This is a genomic window from Streptomyces sp. NBC_01788 (genome assembly GCF_035917575.1).
Lineage (GTDB): Bacteria > Actinomycetota > Actinomycetes > Streptomycetales > Streptomycetaceae > Streptomyces.
In genome coordinates, this window is the sequence record NZ_CP109090.1 from 7,484,677 (window position 1) to 7,509,359 (window position 24,683).

A 24,683-nucleotide genomic window follows, 5' to 3' on the forward strand; every position below is an offset into this window, starting at 1 on the left:
CATGACCTCCTACGCCGACTACGCGACCGGTGCGCCGGTCGCCGACACCAAGTCCCCCACCGGGCCGATCAACGAGCGCTGGGACAAGCGCCGTTTCGAGGCCAAGCTGGTCAACCCCGCCAACCGGCGCAAGCACACGGTCATCGTGGTCGGCACCGGCCTCGCGGGCGGCTCGGCCGGCGCCACCCTGGCCGAACAGGGCTACCACGTCGTCCAGTTCTGCTATCAGGACTCCCCGCGGCGCGCCCACTCCATTGCCGCGCAGGGCGGCATCAACGCGGCGAAGAACTACCGCAACGACGGCGACTCCGTCCACCGCCTCTTCTACGACACCGTCAAGGGCGGCGACTTCCGTGCCCGCGAGTCCAACGTGCACCGCCTCGCGCAGATCTCGGTGGAGATCATCGACCAGTGCGTGGCGCAGGGCGTGCCGTTCGCCCGCGAGTACGGCGGACTGCTCGACACCCGCTCCTTCGGCGGCGTCCAGGTCTCCCGCACCTTCTATGCCCGCGGCCAGACCGGCCAGCAGCTCCTGCTCGGCGCCTACCAGGCACTCTCCCGGCAGATCGCCGCCGGCAACGTCGAGATGCACCCGCGCACCGAGATGCTCGACCTGATCGTCGTCGACGGCCGGGCCCGCGGCATCGTCGCCCGCGACCTGATCACCGGGAAGATCGACACGTACTTCGCGGATGCCGTCGTCCTCGCCTCCGGCGGCTACGGCAACGTCTTCTACCTGTCGACCAACGCCATGAACTCCAACGCGACCGCCGTCTGGCGGGCGCACCGGCGCGGGGCGTACTTCGCCAACCCCTGCTTCACCCAGATCCACCCCACCTGCATCCCGCGCACCGGCGACCACCAGTCCAAGCTCACCCTGATGAGCGAGTCGCTGCGCAACGACGGCCGCATCTGGGTCCCGAAGGCCAAGGGCGACAACCGCCCGCCGAACGAGATCCCCGAGGACGAGCGCGACTACTACCTGGAGCGCATCTACCCCTCCTTCGGCAACCTCGTCCCGCGTGACATCGCCTCCCGCGCCGCGAAGAACGTCTGCGACGAGGGCCGCGGTGTCGGCCCCGGCGGCCAGGGCGTGTACCTGGACTTCGCGGACGCGATCAGGCGCATGGGCCGGGGGAAGGTCGAGGAGAAGTACGGCAACCTCTTCGACATGTACGAGCGGATCACCGCGGAGAACCCGTACGAGGTGCCGATGCGGATCTACCCCGCCGTGCACTACACGATGGGCGGCCTGTGGGTCGACTACGACCTCCAGACCACCGTCCCCGGACTGTTCGCGATCGGCGAGGCCAACTTCTCCGACCACGGCGCCAACCGCCTCGGCGCCTCCGCGCTGATGCAGGGCCTGGCCGACGGCTACTTCGTCCTCCCGGCCACGATCAACGACTACCTGGCCCGCAACCCGCACCAGGAGGCCGTCACCGAGGACCACCCCGCCGTCCAGGAGACCGTCGCCGAGACCGAGGACCGCCTCAACCTGCTCCTGTCCGTCGACGGCGACCGCACCCCCGACTCCTTCCACCGCGAAGTCGGCGAACTCATGTGGGAGTTCTGCGGCATGGCCCGCACCGAAGAGGGCCTGCGCAAGGCGCTGGACCGCATCCCGCAGATCCGCGAGGAGTTCTGGCGGCGCATCAAGGTGCCCGGCACCGGCGAGGAGTTCAACCAGTCCCTGGAGAAGGCCAACCGCATCGTCGACTACCTGGAGCTCGCCGAGCTCATGTGCCTCGACGCGCTGCACCGCGCCGAGTCCTGCGGCGGCCACTTCCGCGAGGAGTCCCAGACCCCCGACGGCGAAGCGGCCCGCAGGGACGAGCAGTTCTCCTACGCGGCGGCCTGGGAGTTCACCGCCACGGGCGAAGCGCCCACCCTGCACAAGGAAGACCTGGTCTTCGAGTACGTCCACCCCACCCAGCGGAGCTACGCATGAGGCTCACCCTGCGCGTCTGGCGGCAGAAGAACGCCGACGCCGACGGCGCCATGTCCACCTACGAGGTGGACGACATCTCGCCCGACATGTCCTTCCTGGAGATGCTGGACGTCCTCAACGAACGGCTCATCCTCTCCGGCGAGGACCCCGTCGCCTTCGACCACGACTGCAGGGAGGGCATCTGCGGCGCGTGCAGCCTGGTCATCAACGGCGACGCGCACGGCCCGGAACGCACCACCACCTGCCAGCTCCACATGCGGTCCTTCAAGGACGGCGACACGATCGACATCGAGCCGTGGCGCGCCGCCGCCTTCCCGGTGGTGAAGGACCTGGTCGTCGACCGCTCGGCCTTCGACCGGATCATCCAGGCCGGCGGCTACGTCACCGCACCCACCGGCGCCGCGCCCGAGGCCCACGCCACGCCCGTACCGAAGCCGGACGCCGACTTCGCCTTCGAGCACGCCGAATGCATCGGCTGCGGCGCCTGCGTCGCCGCCTGCCCCAACGGCGCGGCGATGCTGTTCACCTCCGCCAAGATCAACCACCTCAACGTGCTGCCACAGGGCGCGCCCGAGCGCGAGACCCGCGTCCTGGACATGGTGGCCCAGATGGACGAGGAGGGGTTCGGCGGCTGCACCCTGACCGGCGAGTGCGCCACCGCCTGCCCCAAGGGCATCCCCCTCGTGTCGATCACCAGCATGAACAAGGAGTGGCTGCGCGCGACCCGCAAGGCGTCCAAGCGGTAGCCCATCACAGAACGTTCGCCGAGGGGGCGGACGGGCGGGGCCGGGAGTGGTGCTCATCCCCGGCCCCGCCTCGAATTTCTCCCCAGGGCAACCGCCCGCGCCGTTCAACATCCCCACATCCGTTCTCCCGGCACAGGTCACGCGGACGCAAGCCGGCATCGGAAGAACAGGGAGGACGGACCGCACCGCCGGTCCGCCGTCCCTCTTCCGTACCGGGTCCACGACCAGGAGAGAACATGACCGGCGTCTCCACCCTCGAAAGCCCCCCGCAGCCCGCGCCGCCCACCCGTTACACCGTCGCCCTCGCCCGTGACGAGACGGACGTGCGGGCCGCGCAGCGGCTGCGCCACGATGTCTTCGCCGGGGAGATGGGCGCCCTGCTGTCCACTCCGCAGCCGGGATACGACGTCGATCCCTTCGACGCCTACTGCGACCACCTGCTCGTGCGCGACACGACCACCGGGCAGGTCGTCGGCACCTACCGGCTGCTCCCGCCGGAGCGCGCCGCGATCGCCGGACGGCTGTACGCGGAGGGCGAGTTCGACCTCACCGCGCTGGCCCCGATCCGCCCCGGCCTGGTGGAGGTGGGCCGCTCCTGCGTGCACCCCGACCACCGCGACGGCACCGTGATCGGGCTGATCTGGGCCGGGCTGGCCCGCTACATGGTGGACCGCGGCCACGAGTGGCTGGCGGGCTGCTGCTCCATACCGCTCGCCGACGGCGGCGCCCTCGCCTCCGCCACCTGGGAGCGGGTGCGCGAGAAGAACCTGGCACCTCAGGAGCACCGGGTGCGCCCGCTGCTCCCGTGGATCCCGCGGGCAGGCCTTCCGGCCGCTCCCCGCACCGAACTGCCCGCCCTCCTGCGCGGCTACCTCCGGCTCGGCGCCCAGGTCTGCGGCGCGCCCGCACACGACCCCGACTTCGGGGTCGCCGACCTCTACGTCCTGCTGTCGATGCGCCGGGTCAGCCCCCGCTACCTGCGGCACTTCCTCTCCCTCGTACCGGCCTGATGAGCCTCTGGCTGCCCAGCGCGCCCTGCACCCCGAGGGCGTGCGTGGAGACGGGAACGAGGTCCACGACGGCCGTACCGCGCGCCGTGCTGCGGCTGACGCTGGTCGTGGCCCTCGTACTCACCGGGGTCGCGCTGTCGCCGCTGGGCGCCCGGATCCCCGCCGGCTGGGTGCGGCGCTGGTGCCGGACGGTCGTCAGGGCCTCGGGGGTCAGGGTCCGCATCACCGGCACCGCCCCGCCCACCGGCGGCCTCCTGCTGGTCGCCAACCACATCTCCTGGCTGGACATCCCGCTGCTGGCCGCCGTCCGCCCGGCCCGGATGCTCGCCAAGACGGAGATCCGCGGCTGGCCGGTGGCCGGCGTGCTCGCCGCGCGCGGCGGCGCCCTGTTCATCGAACGGGACCGTCTGCGCGCCCTGCCCGCGACGGTGGCGCACATCGCCGGGGAACTGCGCGCCGGCGCCGCGGTCGCCGCCTTCCCCGAGGGCAGCACCTGGTGCGGCCGCGCCCAGGGCGCCTTCCACCGAGCCGTCTTCCAGGCCGCCCTCGACGCCGGGGTGCCCGTCCAGTCGGTCCGCATCCGCTACCTGAGCCACTCCGGGGGAGCGGCCAGCACGGCCCCTGCCTTCGTCGGCGACGACTCCCTGATCACGTCCCTGTGGCGGGTGGCCACGGCACGCGGCCTGGTCGCCGAGGTCGACGTGCGCCCCGTGCTTCCCCCGGGCACCTGCCCCGACCGCCGCACGCTGGCCCGCGCGGCGCAGCAGGACGACCCCGGCGACGAAGACCGGGGTGCTGACCCGCGCTCCACGTCAACCTGCGGGCACGCGAGTGCTGTTCACGTGGGTGCCACCCCGGTGCCTCCGCCCCGAGTGCCGTCGCAGACGCGGCGCGCGGAGTGCGGGGACCCGGCGTAGCCGAGGCCGAGGGGCCCGGGCAGCACCAGCACCCGACAGTGCTCGTCCGCCTCACGTAGGGGGGTGTTGAGCCTCACGTACGGGGGCGTTGGGCGGCCGAGCCCGCGGCCGGGCCCTCGCCGTTCCCCCGTACCACCCGAGCCAGATAAGGAGCCGTGGCGCTGCCCGCCGCCCGGGCGACCTCGGCCGGCGGTCCCGCCGCCACGATCCGGCCGCCTTCGTCGCCGCCGCCCGGCCCGAGGTCGACGACCCAGTCGGCGCCGGCCACGACGGACATGTCGTGCTCGACGACGATCACGGTGTGCCCGGCGTCGACCAGACCGTGCAACTGCCGCATCAGCACCTCGACATCGGCCGGGTGCAGACCGGTCGTCGGCTCGTCCAGGAGGTAGAGGGTGTGGCCGCGGCGGCCGCGTTGCAGTTCACTCGCGAGCTTGATGCGCTGGGCCTCACCGCCGGACAGCTCGGTGGCGGGCTGACCGAGGCGCAGATAGCCGAGGCCGACGTCGAGCAGGGCGCCGAGACTGCGGGCCACCGCCGGGACGTCGGCGAAGAACTCCGCCGCGCTCTCCACCGTGAGGTCGAGCACCTCGCCGATGTTCCGGCCTCGGTACGTCACTTGGAGCGTCTCGGGGTTGTAGCGGGCCCCGCCGCAGTCCGGGCACGGGGCGTACGTGCTCGGCAGGAACAGCAGTTCCACGCTGACGAACCCCTCGCCCTGGCAGGTCTCGCACCGGCCTCCCGCCACGTTGAAGGAGAACCGTCCGACCCCGTAACCGCGCCCGCGCGCCTCGCCGGTGTCGGCGAACACCTTCCGCACCACGTCGAACAGGCCTGTGTAGGTGGCCAGGTTGGAACGCGGAGTGCGCCCGATCGGCCTCTGGTCCACCGAGACCAGCCGCCCGACCCCTGCCAGCTCCGGCGTGATCGCACCGATGAGCGTGGACTTGCCCGACCCCGACACCCCGGTGACCGCGGTGAACGCGCCGAGCGGGAACTCTGCCGTCACGGCCCGCAGGTTGTGCCGGGTGACCGGCCCCACCGTCAACAGGCCGCGCCCACGGCGCACTTCCCGCAACGGCGCGGGGGAGCGGTCGAACAGGAACCGGCCCGTCGCCGACTCCGCGACCTGCGCCAGCTCGGCGACCGGCCCGCTGTGCAGTACCCGCCCGCCGTGCTCACCGGCCAGCGGACCGACGTCGACGACCCAGTCGGCACCGCGTACCACGTCGAGATGGTGCTCCACCACGAACACCGAGTTGCCCGCCGCCTTGAGCCGCTGCAACACCGTGAGCAGGGCCTCGGTGTCCGCCGGGTGCAGCCCCGCAGACGGCTCGTCGAGCACGTACACCACCCCGAAGAGCCCCGACCGCAACTGTGTGGCGAGCCGCAGCCGCTGCAACTCGCCCGCCGACAGCGTGGGCGTAGTCCGGTCCAGGCTGAGGTAACCGAGCCCGAGCTCCACGACGGGCACGATGCGTGACCTCAGATCCTCGGTGAGGACGCGAGCGGCCTCGGACGTGCCCCGCAGGTGTCCGGCGAGTTCGGTCAGCGGCAGTGCGGCCAGCTCGGCGATGGTGTGCCCAGCGCAGGTCACGGCCAGCGCCTCGGGCCGCAGCCGGCTGCCGCCGCAGGCCGGGCAGGGCGCGGCGGTGAGGAACCGCTCGGCCTTGGCCCGCAGGGCAGCGCTCTTCGAATCGGCGAAGGTCTTCATCACGTACCGCCGGGCGCTCATGTACGTGCCCTGGTAGGGCCGTTGGATCCGCTCGGCATCCCGCACCGGGTGCACGGTCACCACCGGCTGTTCGTCCGTGAACAGGATCCACTCCCGCTGTTCGGCGGGCAGTTCACGCCACGGCCGGTCCACGTCGTAGCCCAGCGCGTCGAGGATGTCCCGCAGGTTCTTGCCCTGCCAGGCACCCGGCCAGGCGGCGATCGCGCCTTCACGGATCGACAGCGAGGGGTCGGGCACCAGCAGCGCCTCCTCCGTCCGGTGCACCTGCCCGAGGCCGTGGCACTGGGGGCAGGCCCCGGCCGCCGTGTTCGGCGAGAACGCGTCCGAGTCCAGCCGCTCGGCCCCCGGCGGATAGTCCCCGGCCCGGGAGAACAGCATCCGCAGCGAGTTCGACAGATTGGTGACGGTGCCCACGGAGGACCGCGACGTCGGCGCCGCGCGCCGCTGCTCCAGCGACACGGCCGGCGGCAGCCCGGAGATCTCCCCGACCTTGGGCGCCCCCACCTGGTGGATCAACCGCCGCGCGTAGGGCGCCACCGACTCGAAGTACCGCCGTTGAGCCTCCGCGTAGATCGTCCCGAACGCCAGCGAAGACTTCCCCGACCCCGACACCCCCGTGAACACCACGAGCGCGTCCCGCGGAACATCGACGTCCACCCCTTGGAGGTTGTGCTCACGAGCACCACGGACACGGACGTACGGGTCGTGAGGGCTGTGCATGGAGGGGCTCCGTACGAGGCGCGGGCGGCAAGGGGGGCAAACCCCGCAATTCTATGCAACCCGCGGCCGGCCGCCCGGCAGGGGCGGAAGAAGTGTCGGTGACGTGAAGGGGGTGTGCTCGTTGGGCTGTCCGGGGGAGCCGCGAGCAACCGCACGAAGACGTTGTCAACGGACCTGAGTGATCACGTTGCCGCGAAGAGACCCGTCAGAGAACACCAGCCGAGAAAAGGGAAGTGATGCCGCATGAGCCTACGAGACGACCCACGTGAAGCTCGCCCGATCCGTTCCGTGGGAAGGTACGTTCCCGCCAGAGGGATCTATACGGAGTCGGCTCGGCTTCAACGGCTCGACTGGATCCGCTCCGTGACCGGGACCGGTCTGCCTTCCATGGATCGGACGCAACTCGACGCCGGGAGACTGACCGGAAACATCGAGGGGTTCGTCGGAAGCGTCGAGATCCCGGTCGGTCTGGCAGGGCCACTGCTGTTCCGCGGGGAGAACGTGCAGGGCGAAATCTACGCGCCCATGGCGACCACCGAGGGCGCCCTGGTCTCTTCGGCGACCCGTGGATCGCTGGCCGTCACCATGGCCGGCGGAGTCAGCACCTGTGCCGTCGCGCAGAGCATGACCCGCGCACCGGTGTTCGCCTTCTCCAGGATGCCGGCAGCCAGGCTCTTCGCGTTGACGATCAGCCAGTACCTCAACGACCTCCGAACCGTCGTCCGGCAGGTGTCGAAGCATGCCGAACTCGTCTCGATCGAGCCCGCCGTGCTGGGCAGGACCGTCCACCTGAAGTTCACCTACACCACCGGTGACGCGGCCGGCCAGAACATGACCACTGCCTGCACCTGGCATGCCTGTCAATGGATCCTGGAACAGGACCACTTGGTGGACAGCCAGGAACTCGAGTCCTTCATCATCGAGGGAAACACGTCCGGCGACAAAAAGGCGTCCTTCCAGAGCATGACGGAAGGCCGCGGAATCAGGGTGACCGCCGACTGCGTCCTTCCCGAAGGCATCGTCAAGCGTGTCCTGAACACGACGCCGGATGAACTGACCATGGGCTATCACCACATCGCGTCCGGGGCCGTCCACGGCGGAGTGCTGGGCTCCACCGCGAACGCCGCCAACATCGTGGCGGCCATTTTCACCGCGACGGGTCAGGACATCGCATGCGTTCATGAGTCGAGCGTGGGGCAGTTCATCCTCGAACGGACATCGGACGGCGGCGTCTATGCCAGCATGACCCTCCCCGGACTGGCGCTCGGGACGGTCGGCGGCGGCACCCACCTTCCCGCCCAGCGCGAACTCCTGGAGATGATGGGCTGCACGGGGAAGGGAAGCGCCGTCCGCCTGGCCGAGGTGATCGCCGGTTTCGCACTCGCCCTCGACCTCTCGACGGTCTCGGCAGCCGTCTCCGGGCATTTCGTCAGCGCCCACGAACGACTCGGGCGCAACAGACCCGGTGCGGTCCCCTGCGCGTAACCGTCCCCTAGCGCCCCGCTCGCGCCGCAGGACAGCCCGACGGTCTCCGCGCCCCACTGCCCGCCCGTTCCCAGCGTGCGTGGGGTGGGCGCGGGGGACAAGTTGCCGTCCACACCACACGCTTGGAGGGCCGAGTAGCAACCACAAGCTCAGGCGCGGAACGGCTCACCCTGGCTCGCGTCGCGGGTTGCGCGGGTCGGGCAAGTCGGAGGCCGGCAAGTTGCCGGCGGCGGCTCACACCCAGCACGACCACTGAGAACAGCAAGCGACAAGATGGCCGGGGAGTTGGCAGAGGGCAAGGTCGAGTTCCGGTGGCTGGCCTCGCGCGTGGGTCAACCAGGAGGCACACGGGGCGCGGAGGTCTCCCGACGGCCGCGCGCGGTGGGGATCATGGTGCGCCGGAGTGCCACTACGCGCTCCCTTGCGAGGGAATGCCGCAAATGCCCGCCGGGCAGTGACTCAGGCGTAACTGAAGCGCTCAGGAAAGGAGCCACTGCTCATGAGGTCACGTACGGCCCGTCCCGCCGCACTCGCCACTTCGGCCGCACTGCTCGCCGGAGGCCTGCTGGCGGCGACCGTACCCGCCGCCACCGCCGCACCCGCGAAGTACTCGCAGGCTGCCGCCGAGCAGCAGCTGAAGCGGGCGGGTGTCACGTGGGTCTCGTCGGGCGGGTGCAGCAACCGGGACAACAGCAGGTGCACCTCCTTCGAGCAGATCAACAAGAGCACCGTCGATGGGGTGATCGACTTCAAGAAGGCGAGCAAGTGCGCGGTGACGCTCACCGCCGGCACGGAGAAGGGGCACGCCTCCGGTACGTACAGCCACTGGAACGGCTACAAGATCGACGTCAAGCTGACGTCGTGCGTGAACTCGTACATCACCCGCACGTTCCGCTACGTGGGCGAGCGCAGTGACCGCGCGAAGCAGTACAAGGCGCCGTCGGGGAACATCTACGCCCGCGAGGGCTCGCACTGGGACGTCACCTACTACCGCGGCAGCCGCTGACGCGGAGCGATGGCGGGGCCGGATCGCCGGCCTCGCCATCGCAGGCAGTCGTGCGTTGGGCGTCCGTGCCTCGTCCCGGTTCCGTACCTGGCCCGGGTGCTGTCCCGACTCGGCGTCCTGTGCGCGGGGGTCTCGCCCCGCATCCGGCGCTGGGCCGCCGTCGAGACCGAACGGGCCTTCGCCGCGTACGCGATTCCACCGTGCGCCATGCCACCACGGCTTTCCCTCACGCCGACCCAGTCTGTGGCGGACCAGTCGGCGAAGAAGAGGAAATCCAAGCCGAAGTTGCGGGGTTACGCCAAAATCGACCGGCGTGTGGGGGCTCGACAACAGGGGGCGCCGCGCCAGAAGAGAAGCCGGCGACGGCACTCGAAGGGCTGCGGAAGAGTGCCGGGCCGGACGCGGGGACGCGTGGTGCGTCACCGCAGCCGTTTGCCGTATCGGAACAGCGTGGCCTCGACCTGGTCCGGCAGGACACCCACCCGGTGTGCGTGGTCATGGGCGAGGGACAGGTACCGCTCGTACTGCGGCGTCGTCCAGCCGCCACCCGGCCACTTCACGTCGGCGTCCGCAGTCCGCAACGCGCGTGCGACGACACTGTCCAGGATCAGCGGACGGAACGGTTCAACCGATCGCTCGTGACCGGCGAAGTACAGCACCTTGGTGAAGAACGCCGGTCCGAGGTTGAACGTCGAGCTGAGTAGTTGTACTCAGTCCGGCACCCGGCGGGTGTGCGGCACGTTCTTCCGCGCCGCACACCCCGCCAACGGCCGGCCTCACCCCTGGTCGTTGAGGCGGACCGGCATCAGCAGAGAGAATGTGTGCTCGTCGTCAGGGCGGCGGATCACGAGTGGGGCCGTGGGGGCGCCGAACTCCAGGAGCAGTTCGTCCCTGGCACCGGCGGTGAGGGCGTGCAGCAGGAACTCGCGGTTGACGGCGACGTGGTTCCGGTCGTCGTCGTCCTCGCGGACGGTCACCGTGCCGTCGTTCGCCACGGCGAGCACGCTGAGGTCGTAGGACACGCCGTCCTGCTCGCGCGTCCTGTCCGCACGGACGGGGCCCGTCTCCAGAGCCTTGCGGAAGGTGGCCACGTCGATGACCGCCCGGCGCCCGGCGGGCAGGGCGACGATGCGCCGGTAGTCGGGGAAGTCGTGGTCGAGGCACTGGCCGACCGCCTGGCGGTCCCCGGCCTCCAACGTCACACGGCCGGCGTCCACGGCGAGGTGGACGGGTTCCCCGCCGTCCAGCAGCGCCCGCATCGCGTCGGCGAGCGGGAGGGGCACGATGACCTGCGCGCGGCCCGCGCCGTGCCGGGCGGTGCGTGCCCGCGCGACGGCCATCCGGTACCGGTCGGTGGCCACGACACGGAGGTCTTCACCCTCGATGTCGAACAGGAGCCCGCCGAGCATCGGCAGCTCCGGATCGGTACTGGCCGCGAAACGGACCGCGTCGAGCGCGGCGGCCAGCTCCAGGGCGGAGACGGACAGCCGGGCGGTGGCGGTGCGGAGCGAAGAGGCCATGGGGTTCTCCCTGTGGTCGAGTACTGCTCGGAGCGCGGAGAACTCACTGCGGGCATCGGACAGACCGAGCTCGAGACGGTGCAGGTGCGCCTGGAGGAGCCTCCGCACCAGGTCGGTGTCCGCGCTGGACCAGCCGGCCAGCACCAGGCGGATGTCCGCCAGCGGCATGCCGGCCCGGCGCAGGCGGGCCAGCAATCCGGCCTCGTCGCACTGTTCGGGGTCGTACCAGCGGTAGCCACTCACCGGGTCCACCCAGGCGGGGACCAGTACACCGGCCCGGTCGTAGAACCGGAGCGCGCTCACGCTCAGTCCGCTGTCCCGGGCCATCTCCCCGATGCTGCGCATGTCGTTCTCCACACCCGGAACTCTGGGCCCTCCACAAGGTCGAGGGTCAACCCCGGTTCGTTCTCGATCACACAGTGGCGCGGAGCCCGAGCAGGGGAGTGCGGCAGGTGCGAGGCCGCCGAAGGGCATTCGGCGTCGGGCGAACGGCACAATACTCTGTGTGAACGCACATGACGTAGATCTGGCCGACGCCCTCGGGACCCGTGAGACCCCGACCCTCGAGTTCAAGCGGACCGCCAAGCGGGAAGGCAAGCGCGGTGACGCCATCGGCAATGCCGTCTGCGCGATGGCCAACGATCTCGTCGGCACGGGCGGAGGGGACATCCTCATCGGCGTCGCGGACGACGGGACCCCGGTCGACGACGTGGACGTCAGCGACCGGGCTCTGCTGGCCCTCACCGACCTCCGGGACGACGGCAGGATCCTGGACCGGCCGTCCTTCACCGTCCGGGCGGCGACCTACCGGGGCAAGCCCGTGGTGCACATCCACGTGGAGGCATCCGCCGCCTTGCCCGTGCGCTTCGACGGAGTCGTGTGGGTGCGGCCCGGTCCGACCACCCGTAAGGCCACGCGTGAGGACGAGCGAGTCCTCACCGAGCGTCGGCGGGCCGGAGACGGTCCCTTCGACAGCAGGCCCGTGCCGTGCGCGACCCTCGACGACCTGGACCTCGAACTCTTCCGCAGCGACTACCTGCCGTCCATGGTCGGACCTGAGGTCATCGAGGAGAACGGGCGCCCGGTGCACCAGCAGCTCTCCTCCCTGCACCTCACCACCCCGGACGGTCGGCCGACCGCTCTCGGACTGCTCGCTGTCGGGCTCGACCCCGGCAGCCTGATCCCCGGGGCGTACGTACAGTTCGTCCGGTACCAGGGCGTGGATCTCGACGCGCCCGTCACCGACGACCAGGAACTGCGCGAGAACCTTGTGGGCATGGCGGCCAGACTCGAACCGCTGCTGCGCAGCAACCTTCGTACGCGTCTGGTGGAGGAGGGATTCCGGGAGACTCCGCAGCCCGACTATCCGCTGGAGGCGCTGCGGGAGGTGTCGATGAACGCCTTGATGCACCGCAACTACGAGACCTCGTACGCCCCCGTGCGCATCGCCTGGTTCGACGACCGGATCGAGGTGACCAATCCCGGAGGACCCTACGGGCAGGTCCGGGACGACAACTTCGACCGGGTGAACGACTACCGCAACCCATCCCTCGCCGCGGCGATGAAAGGGCTCGGCTATGTGAACCGGTTCGGGCGGGGGATCGGACGGGTACGGGCATCGCTCGCGCGCAACGGGAATCCCCCCGCCGAATTCCAGGTCGACGCGTCGTCGTGGGCCGTCATCCTCCGGAGGGCCTCATGAAGCGGACGTCGATCGCGCTCTTCAACAACAAGGGTGGGGTGGGAAAGACGACCCTGACCTACCACCTGGCCCACATGTTCCGCAGGCTCGGTCTGACGGTGCTGGCCGTCGATCTCGACCCTCAGGCGAACCTCACCTCGATGTGCCTGGACGAGACCGAGATCGAGGAACTGTGGGACAACCAGTCCGAGCTGATCGCTCAGGGCGCTGTCGCCTCCGCGCTGCCCGGCACCGGCCGGGTGCGCAACGGGCAGACGATCGCCGACGCGGTGCGGCCCATCCTGGAGGGCACGGGAGACGTTGCCCCCATCGAACCGGCCGAACTCCAGCCGGGGCTCTGGCTATTGACCGGTAGCCTTGATCTGAGCCGCTTCGAGGACAAGCTGTCCAACGAGTGGTTCAAGACCTTTGCCGGTGACATCGCGGCGATCCGCACCACCACGGCCTTCCACCGCGTGGTGGAGCAGGCGGCCGACGGGATTGACGCCGACATCGTCCTGATCGACGTGGGGCCCAACCTCGGGGCGATCAACAGGGCTGCGCTCATCGCGGCCGACAATGTGCTGATGCCGCTCGCCGCCGACCTCTTCTCCCTCAAGGGGCTCAGCAACCTCGGCCCCACCCTGCGCGATTGGCGCAGGGACTGGCAGCAACTCGTCCTGCCCCGGGTTCCCGCCGGTTTCTCCGCGCCGCGCGCCGAGATGCGCCCCCTCGGCTATGTGATCATGCAGCCGGAGATGCGGCTGGACAGACCCGTGAAGGCGTACGAGCGGTGGCTGCAGCGCATCCCCTGGGTCTACTCCGCGGCCGTACTGGGCGAGGGAGCGCCGGAGCAAGGTGGCGACCGGCACCGCATCGCCACCTTGCGCAACTACCGCAGTCTCACGCCGCTCGCGCACGATGCGAGGAAACCCATGTTCGACCTGAAAGCGGCCGACGGCGCGCTCGGCAGCACCCAGAAGTACGTGCAGACCTGCTACCGGGAGTTCCGTGAGCTGGCGAAGGAGGTTCTGGCTCGAGCCCGGTAAGTGGGCAGCGCGTGAACGGCGGAAGACGGAGACGCCTGAGGCCGCGCGACCGTGACCACGGCTGCGCGGCCTCACAGAAACGCGCGTCAGCTGTCGTCGGGGGACAGCCATCCCACATGGCGCAGAACGGGTGCGACGCGGAAGTGAACGAAGGCGACCGGCACCGGTTCGAGGCCGCCGTCGAGGCCGCGGTGGCGGCCCTCGGACTGTACCGAGGCAAGGACCTGGTTGGCCTGCTGGCACAACGACGTTCTAGGGAAAGGGCGTTGACCGAGCTCGCGACCTCGGGAGTCGGTGTCGCCGTCGCAGAGGTGTACGACGCCATGGAAGCGGAGTCGGTCCCGCCGGCCGAGGCGGCCGCCTTGTGCGGGGATATGTCGCCGCCTTGCTGCGGGCGCGGGACACGGTCCAGGTCCGCACCGTGTGGACGCTGTTGGTAAATCGGGTGCGGGCGTGACGACGGCCTGGATGACCCCGTTGGGGTTGTGCAGGCCGTCGTCGTGTTGAGGGGTGGGTTCGGTGTCCCTGCGTGGGGTGGATCTGGCGGAGATTCCGGAGGAGACCGCTCGGCTGGCACGTGCGGTGTTCCCGAAGGGCTGCCCGGTTATGCGGGTGCGGGATGCGCTCGGGCCGGTGTTCTCGGATGCCGATTTCGAGGAACTGTTTCCGGTCAGGGGGCGGCCGGCGGTGTCTCCGGCCCGGCTCGCGCTGGTGTCGGTGTTGCAGTTCGCCGAGGGGCTGACCGACAGGCAGGCCGCACACGCGGTCCGCTCCCGTCTGGACTGGAAGTACGCCCTCTCGCTGGAGTTGGCAGACACCGGATTCGACTTCTCGGTACTCAGCGAGTTCCGTGCCCGGCTGGTCGACGGCGAGGCCGTCCAGATGATGTTCGATGCAGTACTCCGGGCGGCCGGCGAGGCAGGGCTGGTCAAGGCGGGCAAGCGGCAGCGCACGGATGCCACGCATGTGCTGGCCGCAACAAGAGACCTGAACCGTCTGGAGTTCGTGGTCGAGACACTGCGGGCGGCACTGAACCAGGTGGCGGCGGAGGCCGGGGACTGGCTGGTGACGGTGTCGCCGCCGGAGTGGTTCGACCGCTACTCGGCCAGGCCGGAGGACAGCCGCTTCGCGTCCCGGTGGGCGGCCCGCGTCGAACACGCCGACCAGTGCGGGACCGACGGCATGACGCTGCTGGAGGCCGTCTGGTCGGCCGCGTCACCGCCCACGTTGCAGAGCCTGCCCGCAGTGGAGTTCCTGCGGCAGACCTGGGTGCAGCAGTTCCACCACGTTGAGGGCGCCGTGCGCTGGCGGGGGACGAAGGACCTCCCGCCGGGCCTGATCCGCTTACGGACCCCCTACGAACCCGAGGCCCGCACTGGTTCGAAACGGGATCTGGGCTGGTCCGGTTACAAGGTCCACCTCAGCGAGACCTGCGAGCCCGACGCACCGCATCTGATCACCCACATTCGCACCACGCCGGCGCCCGTCAACGACGTCCTCGTCCTGGAGGACATCCACACCGCCCTGGCCGAACGGGGCCTGCTGCCGGACGAGCACCTGGTGGACGCCGGATACATCGACGCCGAACAGATCCACCACGCCCGCCGCGATCACGACATCGAACTGGTCGGTCCGGTCAAGCCCACCACCGTGAAGGGACAGGCGACCGGGAACGTCTTCAACAACACCCGCTTCACCATCGACTGGGACCAACGCAAGGCCGTCTGCCCCGGAGGCCAAACCAGCGTCCAGTGGCGGGAAGCCCAAAGCCAGTGGGAGGCCCCAGTCACCCGGGTCCGGTTCGCTGCCCGGCACTGCGACCCCTGCGAACTGCGGACCTCGTGCACCAGCTCCAGGACCGGCCGCAATCTGACCCTGAGACCGAAGACCGAGCACGACATCCTTCAACAGGCCCGTATCGAGCAGGACACCGACCACTGGCGCCGCCGCTACGGACACCGAGCCGGCGTCGAGGGCACCATCTCACAGAGCGTCCAGGCGTTCGGCCTGCGCAGATCCCGCTACCGCGGCCTCACCAAGACCCGGTTGCAGCACTACTGCACCGGCGCCGCCATCAACCTCGCCCGCATCGATGCCTGGCTCACCGGCAGACCACTCGCCAAGACTCGCGTTTCGCCCTTCGCAGCACTCCGCCCCGCTGGATGAGATCCAGCGGGGCGGAATTAACCAACAGCGTCCGTGTGGAGCGGGCCCTCGACACCGGCCGTCCCGGTGCGTGCCACAGCCCAGGTGCTCGTCGAGGTCATCGACCAGGCCCGCGAGGAGCTGCTGGCCATGACCTACGCCGCCCGCCCGACGTGCGCAGCCTCGCCTTCGCATACTTCGTTCGTGCGAAGCCGGGGCGGCCTTTTGCGCTCACGCCCAGGCGCCTGTCCCAGCACAGCCGAGCGGGATCAGCGCCCTCTCAGTCCTCGCCCGCCTCCCGTGCGGTGCGCTCCAGTCGGCGTCGGTGGTTCTCCCACCGGACGCGATCGCCCGGAGGGATGTGGGCGGCGCCCTGTGACAGGCCTACGGTCCCGTCGATGAGTTCCCGGACGATGTCGGCGTGGCCGGCGTGCCGCTGGGTGTCGGACAGTACGCGGACCAGGATGTGGTGGAGGGTCACCTCTCGCCGTTCCTCCGGCCACCACGGGACCCGACCAGTCGCGTCGAGCGGCAGCTGCGTGATCGTCCCGTCCGCATGCTCCCAGGCCTGCCGGTAGAGCCCGGTGATCTCCTCGCGCGACTCGTCCGCGGCGGCCCACATGTCCGCGTTGGGCTCGGCGTCCTCCGTGTACCACCAGGGCGGCGGATCCCCCCTGAAGAACGGCCGGCCGAACGTGTCGCCGAAGTAGCCGAGTTCCACGCCCGCGGTGTGCTTGACCAGCCCCAACAGGTTGGTGCCGGTGGGGGTCAGAGGGCGGCGTACGTCGTATTCCGAGAGCCCTTCGAGCTTCCAGAGCAGGGCGTCACGGGCGTCTTGCAGATAGCGGAGAAGGTTCGCCTTCGGGTCTGCTTCGATCATGCCGGACAGTCTTCCGACCGGCACTGACAACGGGGCCCGTCCGTGCCCGGGTGCGTGGGGCGGATGTGGAAGACAAGCTGAAGGTACGGGTCCGAGGCAGGTGAGGCATGAGCGACCGGACAGCTGCCGTGATCGAGGCGGTGACCGGCCGGTCGCGATCCGGTCCCGTGCCGAGCGCCGCCCATGGGGCCGACGGCGTGCGGTGAGGCCATGTGGCCCCATGACAGACGGGGGGCCGCCGGGTGACCGTGGGAAGTGCGCGGGACCCGAGCGCAGGAGCAGGGAAGAAGGTTGACGGCATGGCCTGGGCATCTTGGACCACCCCCGGGGTCTTCACCGGCCGGGGCGGCGTACGAACGGACGAGGCCGGGGTCGTCACCGGCAATCTGACCGTCCACACCACCTGGGACGGCAACGAGGCCGACGTGACGGTCGGGTACACCGGCACCTCCGAATGGTTCACCCTCACCGGTAGCCCCGTGCCCTGCCGTACCGAGCGGCACAGCCGGGAACTGCACCAGGCCGTGGTGGCCGCCGTAGGCGCGGGCGGCGGAGTCACCATCCAGACGACGCGCGTGACGGAAACGACCTGAAGCGCGCCGAACGCGGCCCCGACGCTCAGCCGCGCGTGTTGTCGGGCTCGGGGCCCCAGTACTCAGGGCCGCCCCCGCGCCAGTCGATCAGCGGGGAGACCGAGACCTCCACGGGGTCGACGTCGAGCCCCGCGCGGCGCAGGAACTCGGCGACGTCGGCGACGCTGTAGGCAAGCCCCAGGATCTCGCCGTTCACGCGGACGCGCCGCCCGCCCGTCGGGGAGGGCGGGTGCACGATCACAGGCAGTGCTCCGGGCATGTACCCAGCATGGGATGCGGCCGGGCGGCCCGCATCCGGACGGCTAGGGTCTTTCGTTTGGATCAGGCCGGATCAGGGAGCGGTGCCAGGGCCCGCGAGCCCGGCCTGATCCAAACGAGTGGCCCTAGGGTCCACGGCGTGCGCGGGCCGCCGAGGGGAGGGCCCGATTACGCTGGCGGGGTGACGGACAGCAGCAGACGGCCGCTCGCCGTGTTCGACCTGGACAACACCCTCGCCGACACGGCGCACCGGCAGCGTTTCCTCCAGAGCCGCCCGCGAGACTGGGACGGCTTCTTCGCGGCCGCGCCCGAGGATCCGCCGATCCGACAGGGTGTGGAGCTGGCCCGCCGGAGCGCGCAGGAGTGCGAGATCGTGTACCTCACCGGGCGGCCGGAGCGGTGCCGCCGCGACACCCTGGACTGGCTGGCCGCCCACGGGCTGCCCGAGGGCCGCGTGCACATGCGGCGCGACAGCGACCGCAGGCCGGCCCGCCGCACCAAGCTGGAGATCCTGCGAAGGCTCGCCCGCGGCCGGGAGATCCGCGTCCTCGTGGACGACGACGAGCTGGTGTGCGCGGACGCCGAGCAGGCGGGGTTCCGGGTCCTGCGCGCCCGCTGGACCGCGCCGTCCGCCGAGTTGAGGACCGCGCAGGAGACCGAGGGACGTACCTGACGTACGAGGGTGACGGACGCGGGTGCGTCAGTCACCCTCCTCCAGCCGGAAGCCGACCTTCAGGCCGACCTGGTAATGCTCGATCCGCCCGTCCTCGATCTGGCCCCTGACCTGGGTCACCTCGAACCAGTCCAGATTGCGCAGGGTCTGCGAGGCGCGGGTGATGGCGTTGCGGATGGCCTGGTCGACGCCTTCGTGCGAGCTGCCGACGATCTCCGTGACCCGGTACGTGTGGTCGGTCATGAGGGTGGCTCCTCTCGGCGGGCGGCGCCGGTGACGCGGGCCCGGGGCGTCACGGCCTCCGGGCGCACGTGTGGCGCGGGTCACTCCACCGTGCCGTATGCCGGGGCGGGGCGCGAGACGAAGAAGTACGGCAAGCCGGACATCACTTGACCCGGGCATTGGTCCATACCAAAATCGCACACACCCGTGCGAGCCCCCGCTCGTCCCCCCACGTCGGGCCCCTTCCCTGTGCCTCGGAAAGAACAGGACCCCTCGTGAGACCTCGCCTCGTCGCTCTGCTGTGTGCGTCCTCCTTCCTGGTCTCCTCCTGCGGTGTGCTGTCGCAGGGCGGCGGCGGGCGGCAGACCGTCACCGTGTGGATGATGAAGGGCAGCGCTTCCCAGGACTTCCTTGACCGCTTCACAGAGGACTTCGAACGCACGCACGGCGACCTGCGGCTCGACATCCGCATCCAGGAGTGGACCGGCATCGGCCCGAAGGTGCAGACCGCGCTCACGGACCGCGCCGGGGACGGCCCCGACGTCATCGAGGTGGGCAACACCCAGGTCGCGCAGTACGCCAAGGGCGGCAGGCTGACCAATCTGACGCTGGAGTCGATGCGGGACTGGGACATGGAGGACTGGCTGCCCGGCCTGGCCGAGCCCGGGCTGGACAACTCCTCCCAGTACGGCATCCCCTGGTACGCGGCCAACCGGGTCGTCATCTACCGCAAGGACCTGTTCGAGCAGGCCGGCGTCACCAGACCGCCCCGCACCCGGACCGAGTGGCTCGCCGCCGGCGAGAAGCTCGACTCCGGCGGCAACCAGGGGATCTACCTCGCCGGACAGGACTGGTACACGCTCTCCGGGTTCATCTGGGACGAGGGCGGCGACCTCGCCGAGGAGACCAACGGCGGATGGAAGGGCGCCCTGGACAGTGAGCCCGCGCTGCGCGGCATGGAGTTCTACCGCCAACTCCAGTCGCTCGGCCGGGGTCCGGTCGACGCCGACGAGGAACACCCGCCCCAGGCGGAGGTGTTCGCCGAGGGGAAGGTGGCCCAGATCGTGGCGGTGCCCGGACTCGCCCAGACCATCGTGGAGAAGAACCCCGCCCTCAAGGACAAGCTGGGCTTCTTCCCCGTGCCGGGCAAGACCGCAGCCCGGCCGGGCACGGTGTTCACCGGAGGCTCCGACCTCGTCGTGCCCCGGAACACCACCGACCGGGAGGGCGCCGTCGCCGTCGTCGCGGCCCTCACCGGCGCCAAGTGGGACACCGAACTGGCCCGCGTCATGAACTACGTCCCCAACAAGCCGAAGCTTGCCTCCGCCGTCGCGGGCGAGGAGGGGGTCGCGGCCATGGCGGCGGGCGCCGCACACGGCCGGGCGACCCCCAACACGCCCGACTGGGCCACGGTCGAGGCCGACAACCCGATCAAGGACTACATGACGAAGGTCCTCTCCGGCGGCGACCCGTCGAAGGAGGCCCGCCAGGCCTCACAGCGGATCACCGTGCAGTTGGGCTAGCCGCCCACGGCCCTCCGGGCCCTCCGGGCAACGGCCCGGAGGGCCCACCGCCGTCACGCCACGACACTCAGCGACAGCGCGAAGCGTCCCTCCCCGTCGGTCCACCACCTCTCCAGCTCAAGCCCTGCCGCCGCCAGTTCCGCACTCACCCGGTTCTCGCGGAACTTCGCCGAGACCTCGGTGCGCAGTTCCTCGCCCGCCGCGAAGTGGACGGCGAGGTCGAGCGCGGGGACCTTCACCGTCTGTTCGGTGCGGGAGCGCAGCCGCATCTCGATCCACTCGTTCGCCGGGTCCCAGAGGGCCACGTGGTCGAAGGCGTCCGGTTCGAAGTCGGCGCCCAGTTCGCGGTTGACCACGTTCAGGACGTTCTTGTTGAACGCGGCCGTCACCCCGGCCGCGTCGTCGTACGCCCTGACCAGTACGTCCTCGGCCTTGACCAGATCGGTGCCGAGCAGCAGCGCGTCGCCGGGGGAGAGCAGGGCGCGCACCGCGGCCAGGAACTCAGCGCGTTCGCCGGGCAGCAGGTTCCCGATCGTGCCGCCGAGGAACGCCACCAGCCGCGGGCCGGGGGAGGGGGGCAGGGTCAGGCCCGCGGTGAAGTCGGCGATCAGCGCGTGCACGTTCAGCCCGGGCCGCTCGGCGACCAGGGCCCGTCCGGCCTGTTCCAGCGCGGAGTCGCTGACGTCGACGGGGACGTAGGTGTGCAGCCGGGGCAGCGCGTCGAGCAGAAGGCGCGTCTTCTCCGAGGAGCCGGAGCCCAGTTCGACGAGGGTGCGGGCGGGCAGCGCGGCGGCGATCTCCGTGGCGCGGCCGGCGAGGATCTCCCGCTCGGCGCGGGTCGGGTAGTACTCGGGCAGTTCGGTGATCCGCTCGAACAGCTCGCTGCCGTGCGCGTCGTAGAACCACTTCGGCGGCAGCGTCTTGGGGTCGGAGGTCAGGCCCTTCAGGACGTCGGCGCGCAGTGCGGCGGCCATGGCGTCCTCGGGCAGGGTGCGGGTGATGTGGAACTCACTCACGTGCGGGGCTCCTCGGATCGTGCGGATGCCAGGTCCTCGGTGGGGTTCTTGAGCGGGGTGAGCAGGACGTCCGTGCGGCTGGCCGCGAGCAGGGTGCGGTCGGGCACCTGACGCCAGTGCGGGTCGTCGTCGTACGGCTCGGAGGCCACCACCGTGCGGCGGCCGGGCTCGGCCAGGTACCACAGGCTGTCGCCCCAGGCCGTCGCGGTGATCGTCTCGCCGTTGGTGAGCAGCAGGTTGAGCCGCGAGCCCGGGGCCGCCGCCGCGACCTCCAGGACGGTGTCGGCGAGTGCCTGCCCCTCCTCGTCGCCGCCGCGCAGCCGGGCCAGCACCAGTGCCCACACGAGCGCCGAGTCGGTGCGGGCCTCCAGCGCCAGCAGGTCCCGAGGCGGCAGGGACCGGGACACCGCGGCGAGCGAGTCGGGCCAGCCGGTCACGGCGCCGTTGTGGCTGAACAGCCAGGTGCCCGCGGCGAACGGCGCCGCCGCGGCCTCCGCGTCCGCGCCCGGGAGGGTCGCGTCCCGCACCGCGGCCAGCAGCGCCGAGGTGCGTACGACCCGGGCCAGGTCGGCGAAGGACAGGTCGGCCCAGACGGGACCCGCCCGGCGGTAGCGGGCCGGCACCGGGTCGCCCTCCGCGTACCAACCCACCCCGAAACCATCGGCGTTGACCGTCCCGTACCGCTGGTTCCGGGGCGCCCACGCCTGCCGGTACAGGCTGTGCGGCGGCTCCACGAGGTACCGGCCGAGCGGCTCCTCCGGTCCCAGGTACGCCAGATGACGGCACATCAGCCGCGCTCCGAACGGGCCGTTCGGAACCCGGAGAAGATCTGCCGCCGGACCGGGTAGTCCCAGTTGCGGAACGTGCCCCGGCAGGCCACCGGGTCCACGGCGAACGAACCGCCGCGCAGCACCTTGTACTCCGGCCCGAAGAACACCTCCGAGTACTCCTTGTACGGGAACGCGGTGAAGCCCGGGTAGGGGTGGAGGTCACTCGCCGTCCACTCCCACACGTCCCCGATCAACTGCCTTACACCGAGCGGTGATTCCCCGCCCGGATAGCTGCCGGCCGGCGCCGGGCGCAGATGCCGCTGACCGAGGTTGGCGTGCTCCGGCGCCGGGTCGGCGTCGCCCCACGGGTACCGCGTCGAGCGCCCGGCCACCGGGTCGTGGCGCGCCGCCTTCTCCCACTCGGCCTCGGTGGGCAGCCGCCGTCCGGCCCAGCGGGCGTAGGCGTCGGCCTCGTACCAGCACACGTGCAGCACCGGCTCGTCGGGCGGTACGGCCTCGGTGACACCGAACCGGCGCCGCAGCCACTGCCCGCCCTCACGCCGCCAGTACATCGGCGCGTCGACGCCGTGCTGCCGTATGTGGGCCCAGCCCTCCGGCGCCCACCAGCGGGGTTCGCCGTAGCCGCCGTCCTCGACGAAGGTCTGGTAGGCGGCGTTGGTCACCGGGGTGGTGTCGATCCAGAACGGCGGCACCTCGCGCACGTGCGCGGGCCGCTCGTTGTCCAGTGCCCACGGCTCGGTGGAGGTGCCCATGGTGAACGGGCCGCCCGGGACGAGGACTTCGGGCGGACCCGTGAACGGCGGCGCCGGATCCGGGTCCGGCGCGGTGAGGGCCTGCGGGCCCCGGCGGAGCTGATGGGTGATCAGCATCGTCTCGTCGTGCTGCTGCTCGTGCTGCGCGATCATGCCGAAGGCGAAGCCGGCCTCGGTCAGCCGGGTGCCGTGGAACGCGGTGGACTCCAGTACGTCCAGCACCCGGCCGCGCACCTCGGACGCGTAGCCCCGGGCCTCGTCGGGGGCCATCAGGGGCAGCGAGGGGCGTTCGGCGCGCGGGTGCTCGAAGGCGTCGTAGAGGCTGTCGATCTCGGGGCGCATCGCCTCGCGGCCGCCGACCGCCCGCAGCAGCCACAGCTCCTCCTGGTTGCCGATGTGGGCGAGGTCCCACACCAGCGGGGACATCAGCGGCGAGTGCTGGGCGGTGAGGTCGGGCTCCTCCACGCAGTTCGTCAGCAGCGTGGTGCGGTCACGGGCCGTGCTGAGCGAGCGCAGCGCGCGCTCGCGCAGCGTCTCCGCGTCGAACGTCCGCGGATCGAACGTCTCCGGACCGAGCGTCTCGGTGCCGAAGGTCTCTGCGTCGGGTGTCCCGGCGTCGCGGGCGGGATCGGTCATGGCGCGATGTCCTTCCCGTGGGCGGTGGGGGTTGCCCGGGCGGTGCGCAGTCCGGGCCGGGGCGGCTCCGCGCCGCGCAGCCGGTCCAGCAGGTCGTCGGCGGGGCAGCGGCCCCGGCGTACGTAGCGGTCCTGGAACGCCGCGACGGCGTCCGTGACCTCGGTGGTGGCGCCGAGCCGGGGCAGGGCCCCCAGGGCTGCGGCGAAGCAGGCGACGGCCGCCTCGCGCAGATCGGGGTCGGCGAGCCCGGAACGAGCCGCCTCGGCCCACAGAGGATTGTGCGGAGCGGGCAGCGGCCCGGACCGCTCGGCCAGCGGCTTCACCACCCTGTAGACGGTCTCCGCCGCCTCCGGGTCGTCGAAGAGCGCCGCGGTGACCGCCAGCGGCACGATCCACCCGTCGTCGCCGGGCTGCGCGTCGATCATGCGCAGTTCCAGGTGCCCGCGCGGCCGCACCGGCGGGAACAGCGTGGTGAGGTGGTAGTCGAGGTCCTCCCGGGTCGGCGGCCTCGGCCGGCGCGATCCGATCCACTCGCGGAAGGTGAGCCCGTCGGGCACCTCCCACGGCCGGTCCTCGTGCCGTACGCACATCACCGGCGCGTCCAGCACATGGCGGGCCCAGGCGGCGCGGGGACTGCCGTTCAGTGCCGGGGCGCCGGCCCGGCCAGGGCCGATCTCCATCCAGATGAGCTGCCGGGTGGAGCGCCAGCCGGTGGGCCTCCGCGCCACCAGCGGGGAGTGGGCGAACGCGGCCACCAGCACCGCGCCCAGGTGGTGCGCCAGCCACCAGCGGCGCCCGTGGCCGAGCGGTCCGGGCTCCTCGTGACCGGCGTCCACGCAGACCTGCACGGACGCCGAGGCGCACATCATGTGCCGGCCGGCCGGTCCACCGCGGTCCAGGCAGGCCTCCAGGGCGTCGTAGCGCCGCTCGCGCAGGAATCTGCGGGGGGTGTGCCAGGGATCGTGGCCGACACCGACGAGACGGAGTCCGTGCCCGGCCAGTACGGCGCGGACGGTGTCGAGGTCGGCGGATACGGTACCGATGCACTCCATCAGGGAGGCGGCGGGCGGCGAGCTCAGTTCCAGCTGGCCGCCGGGTTCGACGGTGAACGCCGACCTCAGGGGCATGGTCCGCAGTGCGGCGTAGGCCGCTTCGAGACGTTCGGGTGTCACGGGGAGCCGCGGCGAGCGCAGCTCGTGGACGAGCCATTCCACTTCGACCCCGAGGGTGCGGGGCGGTCCGGTCTTGAAGCAGATGCCGCTGACCAGAGCCTCGGCCTCGGCTTCGGAGACGGCGGCACGGAACTCCGTACGGCCGCCCGCCGAGGGGCGTTGCGCATCGGACATGTCGGGATCCTCCTGAGATTCCACCATG

Annotated in this window: 21 protein-coding genes and 1 pseudogene; 12 read left to right on the plus strand and 10 right to left on the minus strand. The window is 71.0% G+C overall.

All coding sequences use genetic code 11. The features are described from left to right. Position 1: 1 nt before the first annotated feature. The 4 genes from OIE49_RS33240 to OIE49_RS33255 all read left to right on the plus strand — a co-directional run bounded on the left by OIE49_RS33240 (position 2) and on the right by OIE49_RS33255 (position 4,624). Positions 2 to 1,951 carry a fumarate reductase/succinate dehydrogenase flavoprotein subunit gene (locus tag OIE49_RS33240; RefSeq protein WP_326805519.1) on the plus strand — a complete coding sequence of 650 codons (1,950 nt, stop codon included), beginning with the start codon at positions 2 to 4 and terminating at the stop codon, positions 1,949 to 1,951. Further along, entirely contained in the window at positions 1,948 to 2,697 is a 750-nt protein-coding gene (locus tag OIE49_RS33245; RefSeq protein ID WP_100570267.1) for a succinate dehydrogenase/fumarate reductase iron-sulfur subunit, read from the plus strand. Before OIE49_RS33240 ends, OIE49_RS33245 begins: the two co-directional genes overlap by 4 nt. Before the next feature lie 236 nt (positions 2,698 to 2,933). Beyond that, complete coding sequence (locus OIE49_RS33250) at positions 2,934 to 3,707, plus strand: GNAT family N-acetyltransferase (RefSeq protein WP_326805520.1); 774 nt, start codon at positions 2,934 to 2,936, stop codon at positions 3,705 to 3,707. Then, complete coding sequence (locus tag OIE49_RS33255; RefSeq protein ID WP_326805521.1) at positions 3,707 to 4,624, plus strand: lysophospholipid acyltransferase family protein; 918 nt, start codon at positions 3,707 to 3,709, stop codon at positions 4,622 to 4,624. The genes OIE49_RS33250 and OIE49_RS33255 overlap by 1 nt, the downstream gene beginning before the upstream one ends. Before the next feature lie 73 nt (positions 4,625 to 4,697). Here the strand turns inward: OIE49_RS33255 and OIE49_RS33260 are convergent, their stop codons facing one another. Further along, complete coding sequence (locus OIE49_RS33260; protein WP_326805522.1) at positions 4,698 to 7,079, minus strand: excinuclease ABC subunit UvrA; 2,382 nt, start codon at positions 7,077 to 7,079, stop codon at positions 4,698 to 4,700. 387 nt (positions 7,080 to 7,466) lie between these two features. Between OIE49_RS33260 and OIE49_RS33265 the strand changes: the two genes are divergently transcribed. Further along, positions 7,467 to 8,564 (plus strand): hydroxymethylglutaryl-CoA reductase, encoded by a 1,098-nt coding sequence (locus tag OIE49_RS33265; protein ID WP_401739972.1) that lies wholly within the window; start codon positions 7,467 to 7,469, stop codon positions 8,562 to 8,564. Between the two features lie 499 nt (positions 8,565 to 9,063). After that, entirely contained in the window at positions 9,064 to 9,570 is a 507-nt protein-coding gene (locus OIE49_RS33270; protein WP_326805524.1) for a hypothetical protein, read from the plus strand. 419 nt (positions 9,571 to 9,989) lie between these two features. Here the strand turns inward: OIE49_RS33270 and OIE49_RS33275 are convergent. Together OIE49_RS33275 and OIE49_RS33280 are read right to left on the minus strand one after the other, a co-directional pair. Continuing rightward, positions 9,990 to 10,244: pseudogene (locus tag OIE49_RS33275) on the minus strand (8-oxoguanine DNA glycosylase OGG fold protein); the annotation flags it as partial. A gap of 102 nt (positions 10,245 to 10,346) precedes the next feature. Beyond that, entirely contained in the window at positions 10,347 to 11,435 is a 1,089-nt protein-coding gene (locus OIE49_RS33280) for a DNA polymerase III subunit beta family protein (protein WP_326805525.1), read from the minus strand. Positions 11,436 to 11,595: 160 nt separating this feature from the next. On the opposite strand from OIE49_RS33280, the gene OIE49_RS33285 reads away from it, so the two are divergent. The 3 genes from OIE49_RS33285 (at position 11,596) to OIE49_RS33295 (ending at position 15,986) form a co-directional block, all read left to right on the plus strand. Next, the gene (locus OIE49_RS33285) at positions 11,596 to 12,792 is read left to right on the plus strand and encodes an ATP-binding protein (RefSeq protein ID WP_326805526.1); all 1,197 of its coding nucleotides are present in this window, start codon (positions 11,596 to 11,598) and stop codon (positions 12,790 to 12,792) included. Beyond that, a complete protein-coding gene (locus OIE49_RS33290; protein WP_326805527.1) occupies positions 12,789 to 13,820 on the plus strand; it encodes a ParA family protein in 1,032 nt (343 codons plus the stop codon). The genes OIE49_RS33285 and OIE49_RS33290 overlap by 4 nt, the downstream gene beginning before the upstream one ends. A gap of 519 nt (positions 13,821 to 14,339) precedes the next feature. Continuing rightward, the gene (locus tag OIE49_RS33295) at positions 14,340 to 15,986 is read left to right on the plus strand and encodes an IS1182 family transposase (protein ID WP_326805528.1); all 1,647 of its coding nucleotides are present in this window, start codon (positions 14,340 to 14,342) and stop codon (positions 15,984 to 15,986) included. Positions 15,987 to 16,245: 259 nt separating this feature from the next. Here the strand turns inward: OIE49_RS33295 and OIE49_RS33300 are convergent, their stop codons facing one another. Continuing rightward, positions 16,246 to 16,845 carry a DinB family protein gene (locus OIE49_RS33300; protein WP_326805529.1) on the minus strand — a complete coding sequence of 200 codons (600 nt, stop codon included), beginning with the start codon at positions 16,843 to 16,845 and terminating at the stop codon, positions 16,246 to 16,248. Between the two features lie 299 nt (positions 16,846 to 17,144). On the opposite strand from OIE49_RS33300, the gene OIE49_RS33305 reads away from it, so the two are divergent. Next, the gene (locus OIE49_RS33305) at positions 17,145 to 17,438 is read left to right on the plus strand and encodes a hypothetical protein (RefSeq protein WP_326805530.1); all 294 of its coding nucleotides are present in this window, start codon (positions 17,145 to 17,147) and stop codon (positions 17,436 to 17,438) included. Between the two features lie 25 nt (positions 17,439 to 17,463). Here the strand turns inward: OIE49_RS33305 and OIE49_RS33310 are convergent, their stop codons facing one another. After that, a complete protein-coding gene (locus OIE49_RS33310; protein WP_100570301.1) occupies positions 17,464 to 17,697 on the minus strand; it encodes a hypothetical protein in 234 nt (77 codons plus the stop codon). Between the two features lie 180 nt (positions 17,698 to 17,877). Here OIE49_RS33310 and OIE49_RS33315 point away from each other — a divergent pair, with 180 nt between their 5' ends. Next, positions 17,878 to 18,369 (plus strand): phosphatase domain-containing protein, encoded by a 492-nt coding sequence (locus tag OIE49_RS33315; protein ID WP_326805531.1) that lies wholly within the window; start codon positions 17,878 to 17,880, stop codon positions 18,367 to 18,369. Between the two features lie 27 nt (positions 18,370 to 18,396). Here the strand turns inward: OIE49_RS33315 and OIE49_RS33320 are convergent, their stop codons facing one another. Then, a complete protein-coding gene (locus OIE49_RS33320; protein ID WP_100570303.1) occupies positions 18,397 to 18,612 on the minus strand; it encodes a dodecin in 216 nt (71 codons plus the stop codon). 254 nt (positions 18,613 to 18,866) lie between these two features. Between OIE49_RS33320 and OIE49_RS33325 the strand changes: the two genes are divergently transcribed. Beyond that, the gene (locus OIE49_RS33325; RefSeq protein WP_326805532.1) at positions 18,867 to 20,114 is read left to right on the plus strand and encodes an extracellular solute-binding protein; all 1,248 of its coding nucleotides are present in this window, start codon (positions 18,867 to 18,869) and stop codon (positions 20,112 to 20,114) included. Between the two features lie 53 nt (positions 20,115 to 20,167). Here OIE49_RS33325 and egtD read toward each other — a convergent pair whose 3' ends face one another. Genes egtD through egtA form a run of 4 tightly spaced genes read right to left on the minus strand, consistent with a single transcriptional unit; the run spans position 20,168 to position 24,655 of the window. Then, on the minus strand, positions 20,168 to 21,130 hold the full coding sequence (gene egtD, locus OIE49_RS33330; RefSeq protein ID WP_326805533.1) for an L-histidine N(alpha)-methyltransferase: 963 nt from the start codon (positions 21,128 to 21,130) through the stop codon (positions 20,168 to 20,170). Further along, positions 21,127 to 21,918, minus strand: coding sequence for an ergothioneine biosynthesis protein EgtC (gene egtC / locus OIE49_RS33335; RefSeq protein WP_326805534.1), 792 nt, complete (start codon positions 21,916 to 21,918; stop codon positions 21,127 to 21,129). The genes egtD and egtC overlap by 4 nt, the downstream gene beginning before the upstream one ends. Continuing rightward, the gene (gene egtB / locus OIE49_RS33340) at positions 21,918 to 23,309 is read right to left on the minus strand and encodes an ergothioneine biosynthesis protein EgtB (protein ID WP_326805535.1); all 1,392 of its coding nucleotides are present in this window, start codon (positions 23,307 to 23,309) and stop codon (positions 21,918 to 21,920) included. The genes egtC and egtB overlap by 1 nt, the downstream gene beginning before the upstream one ends. Beyond that, complete coding sequence (gene egtA, locus OIE49_RS33345; protein WP_326805536.1) at positions 23,306 to 24,655, minus strand: ergothioneine biosynthesis glutamate--cysteine ligase EgtA; 1,350 nt, start codon at positions 24,653 to 24,655, stop codon at positions 23,306 to 23,308. The genes egtB and egtA overlap by 4 nt, the downstream gene beginning before the upstream one ends. Positions 24,656 to 24,683 lie beyond the last annotated feature (28 nt).